The sequence below is a fragment of the Microbacterium sp. Leaf351 genome (genome assembly GCF_001423825.1).
GTDB classification, from domain to species: domain Bacteria; phylum Actinomycetota; class Actinomycetes; order Actinomycetales; family Microbacteriaceae; genus Microbacterium; species Microbacterium ginsengisoli.
Map to the genome: position 1 here is coordinate 112,798 of NZ_LMPK01000015.1, position 4,265 is coordinate 117,062.

A 4,265-nucleotide genomic window follows, 5' to 3' on the forward strand; every position below is an offset into this window, starting at 1 on the left:
TGAGCGCGGTGCCGGGAGCCCGGCTCATCGAGCTGTTGTCGTAGCCGACGACCGACAGGTCGACGCCCGGCACCAGCCCCCGGTCGTGGGCGGCATCGAGCACCCCGAACGCCGCCTGGTCGTTGTGCGCGAAGATCGCGGTGGGCGGCTCCGGCCCGTCGAGCAGCGCCGCCGCGTCGATCGCGGCCTGCGCGCGCAGGTACGAGCTCGACGCCACCCGGGGTGCGAGGCCGGCTGCGCGCATCGCCGCCGCGTAGCCGCTTCCGCGCCCGCCGTAGCCGTCGCCGGGCGGGTTCGCGAGGAACGCGATGCGCCGGTGGCCGAGCCCGGCGAGATGCTCCACCGCGGCACGCGCGCCCGCCTCGTTGTCGGTGATCACCGCATCCACCGACGGGATGTCGCGTGCCACCGCGACGACCGGAACATGGCGCGAGACGGCCTGCACCGCGACATCCGGCAGCTGGAGGCCCACCCCGACGATCACGTCGACGCGGCTGCGCCGCAGCGTGTCGAGGGCCGCCGCATCGCCGCGGCCGTCGAGTGTGCCGACGGCCATGACCAGGCTCTTCCGGGCCGGCTCCACGACGGCGCGCACTCCGTCGAACACGTCGGCGAACACGTCGTTGTGGAGGTCCTGGATGAACACGCCGACCGTGCGCCCGCCCACGCCGGCGAGCCGGGCCGCGACCTGGTCGGGTGCGTAGCCGAGCCGCTCGCCGATCGCGAGGATGCGGGCGCGGGTCGCGGCGCTGACGCCAGCGGCGTCGCGGTAGGCGATCGAGACGAGCGCGCGGGAGACCCCCGCCTCGCGCGCGACGTCCTCCATCGTGACCCGCTTCACGTCACGCACCTTCCCGTGCTCCTCACACTGACTCCCACCGTAGAGTGCGCGACGACCGGCGCACCGCCTCGGCGATCGCGAACGCCTGCGCGCCGTCGGCGAACGTCGCGAGGTCTCCGCTGCGGTCGCCGCCGTCCGCGATGGCGCCCGAGATCGAGACCCATTCGTGCAGCACCGTGTCGTCCCAGCCGAGCACGTGGCCCGGCGCGTACCAGTTCGCCATGAGCGGATGCCCCGGCTCGGTCACCAGCACACGGCGGAACCCCTCGCGCTGATCGTCTCCCGAGTCGAGGAAGAGCTCCAGGCTGTTGAGATCCTCCATGCTCCACCGGAGCGCGCCGAGGGACCCCGTGAGGTGGACGAATTGATCGCCCTTCCGGCCGGTGGCGATGCGGGACACCCGCACGTCGGCGGTGACACCGCCCTCCATCGTGAACAGCGCCGCGTAGGAGTCCTCCGGGTCGGTCCCCACGCGCGCCGGGACGACACCGCCGCCGCTGAGCGTCTGCACGTTCGCGACCGCGCTCCGCGGCTCACCGACGAGCCAGCGCAGCAGATCGAGCACATGCGACAGGTCGAAGACCACGCTTCCGTCGATGGGGTCGTCGAAGCGCCACCCGGTTCGGTCGACCGGGCGTGACGCCCAGTCCTGCTCGTAGCCGAGCGAGACCGATCGCAGCGCTCCCAGCTCGCCGGACCGGAGCAGCCGGCGGGCGAACTGCAGCGCCGGCACGAAGCGATAGTTGTACGAGGCCACTGCGAGGGTCGGCGCGGCGGCCGCGGCATCCACCATCGCGGCGACGTCTTCGGCGCGGGTCGCGAGCGGCTTCTCGCACACGACGTGCCGGCCCGCGGCCAGCGCGGCGATGCTGGCGGGCGCGTGCACGGCGTTCGAGGCGAGGTTCACGACGACGCCGACGTCCGGATGGGCGACGACCCGCTCCCAGTCGTCGGTCGACTCGCGGAAGCCCCAGGTGGCGGCCGCAGCCGAGGTGCGTGCCGCATCCCTCCCCGCCACGACGACGAGGTCGACGCCGTGGGCGCGTCCCGTCAGCACATCGAGGCGCCGCAACGCGCTGACATGGGCGCGCGCCATCCAGCCCGTACCGATGACTCCGACGCCGAGACGCGTGCGTGCGGTCATGCCCACTCCTCTCACGACGAGCATCGCCCGCCGTCGCTCTTGCACACAGACCTAGAGCGCTCTAGATTACCCTTTGTCCGTACAATAACAACCCGAAAGGAGTGCCGGTGAGCACCCCTGACAACGACGTCGCCGCTCCACGCGTCGGCATCGCCCCCGACTCCTGGGGCGTCTGGAACGCCGTCGACGACCGCCAGCCCCCTCCCGAGCAGTACCTGCGCGAAGTACAGGAGGCCGGCTACCACTGGACCGAGCTCGGCCCCTACGGCTACCTCGGCACCGAGGCATCCGCTCTCGCCGACGACTTCGCGGCCCACGACCTCGCCCTCTCGGCGGGAACCGTGTTCACCCACCTGCACCGGTCGCCGGAGGAGGTCGAGAACGCGTGGCGCGACGTCACCGAGGTGGCGCGACTGGTCACCGCGCTCGGCGGTGAGCACGTGATCACCATCCCCGGCCTGTGGGAGCGCGACGCGAACGACGACGTCGTGGGCGCCCGCACCTTCACGGCCGACGAATGGGGCACCTTCACAGCCGGGCACGACGAGATCGGCAAGCGCCTCTGGGAGGAGTTCGGCCTCCGCCAGCAGTTCCACTCCCACGCCGAGAGCCCCATCGGCTCGTACCTCGAGGTGGTGCGCCTGGTCGAGAACACCGACCCGCGGTACACGAACCTGTGCCTGGACACCGGGCACCTCGCGTACTACTGGGGCGACAGCGTGCGCCTCATCCGGGCCTTCCCCGACCGCATCGGCTACCTGCACCTCAAGCAGGTCGAGCCCGACCTGCTGGCGCACGTGCTCAAGAACGAGATCTCGTTCGTCGAGGCCGTCACCCGCGGCGTCATGGTCGAGCCGCCCCACGGCGTGCCTGACTACGGACCTGTGCTGCACGAGGCCGCCCTCGCCCACCCGGGCGTGTTCGCGATCATCGAGCAGGACATGTACCCCGTCGGCGACTTCGCCGCACCCCTCCAGATCGCGCGACGCACGCGCGAGTACATCACCGGATGCGGCGGCCCCGCACGCTTCCGCTGACCCCGCCTCGACACCCATCACCCAAGGAGAACCACCCATGTCCACCCCCATTCGTGTCGGCGTCATCGGCGCCGGAATGGCCGGCCAGGCGCACGCCTTCGGCTACCGCAACGCGATGATGGCGACCAGCTCGCCGCTCTCAGTCGAGCTCGTCGCCATCGCCGACCCCAACCTCGCCCTCGCCCAGTCGGTCGCGGACCGCTACGGGTTCGCGAGCGCCACCGCCGACGTCGACGCGTTCATCGCGAGCGACGTCGACGCCATTAGCGTCGCGCTTCCGAACTTCCTGCACGCCGAGGTGCTGCCCAAGGTGCTCGCCTCCGGCAAGCACGTCTTCGCCGAGAAGCCCATCGGTCGCACCCCGGCGGAGTCGTCGCACCTGCAGGCGCTGGCCGAGGCCTCGCCCGCCGTGACCGGTGTCGGCTTCTCGTTCCGCCGACTGCCCGGCCTCGCCGCACTCGCGCGTGCGGTCGCCGACGGGCTCGTCGGAGACATCCACACCGTGCGCGGCTGGTACAACGCCGACTACGCGGCCGACCCGGCCGGCGCGCTCTCGTGGCGCTTCTCGCAGGAGCAGTCGGGCGGCGGCGCGCTGCTCGACATCGGCGCCCACGCGATCGACGCCGTGCAGTTCGTCGCCGGACGCATCGCGGAGGTCTCGAGCGCGTCGCTGCGCACCGTGATCACCGAGCGACCCCTGGCGACCGCGGGCGCGATCGGCCACGGGGCATCCGGATCGTCCGAGAAGGGAGCGGTCACCAATGACGACGTCGCTCTGCTCGGGGTGACGCTCGACTCGGGCGCCATCGGGCAGATCGCGCTCAGCCGCATCGCCGCGGGGGTTCCGAATTCGCTCGGCGTCGAGGTGTTCGGCTCCGCGGGCAGCGCCGTGTTCGACTCGATCTCGGCGGGCGAGTTCCACCTCTTCGAGAACGCGACGTCGCCGGCCGCCTACAACGGTCCGCGCCGCATCTTCACCGGGCCTGCACACCCGTACTTCTCGGATGTCGCCGCCATGCCGGGCGCCGGCGTGGGCACCGGCTACGCCGAGGCGTTCGTCGCGGAGATCCAGGAGTTCCTCCGGGCCATCACGAACGGCACGCCGATCGACACGGACTTCGCCACCGCCACAGCGATGATGAACGTCGTCGGTGCGGCGTTCGAGTCGGCACGCACGCGAGGCCCCGTCCCGGTCGCCTGACCTCCGGGAACAACGAACCCCCTCCCCGATTCGGGGAGGGGG

General features: G+C 71.8%; 4 protein-coding genes. 2 read left to right on the forward strand and 2 right to left on the reverse strand.

Annotation, left to right across the window (positions count from 1 at the left end; genetic code table 11):
• Positions 1-841, reverse strand: an 841-nt coding sequence (locus ASG00_RS06200) for a LacI family DNA-binding transcriptional regulator (protein WP_235559314.1), incomplete at its 3' end; no start/stop codon positions are given.
• A 22-nt stretch (positions 842-863) separates the two neighbouring features.
• A complete protein-coding gene (locus ASG00_RS06205; RefSeq protein WP_056207612.1) occupies positions 864-1,985 on the reverse strand; it encodes a Gfo/Idh/MocA family protein in 1,122 nt (373 codons plus the stop codon).
• Positions 1,986-2,092: 107 nt separating this feature from the next.
• Between ASG00_RS06205 and ASG00_RS06210 the strand changes: the two genes are divergently transcribed.
• The gene (locus ASG00_RS06210) at positions 2,093-3,022 is read left to right on the forward strand and encodes a sugar phosphate isomerase/epimerase family protein (protein ID WP_045247801.1); all 930 of its coding nucleotides are present in this window, start codon (positions 2,093-2,095) and stop codon (positions 3,020-3,022) included.
• Positions 3,023-3,059: 37 nt separating this feature from the next.
• The gene (locus tag ASG00_RS06215; protein WP_056207615.1) at positions 3,060-4,223 is read left to right on the forward strand and encodes a Gfo/Idh/MocA family protein; all 1,164 of its coding nucleotides are present in this window, start codon (positions 3,060-3,062) and stop codon (positions 4,221-4,223) included.
• Positions 4,224-4,265: the final 42 nt, after the last annotated feature.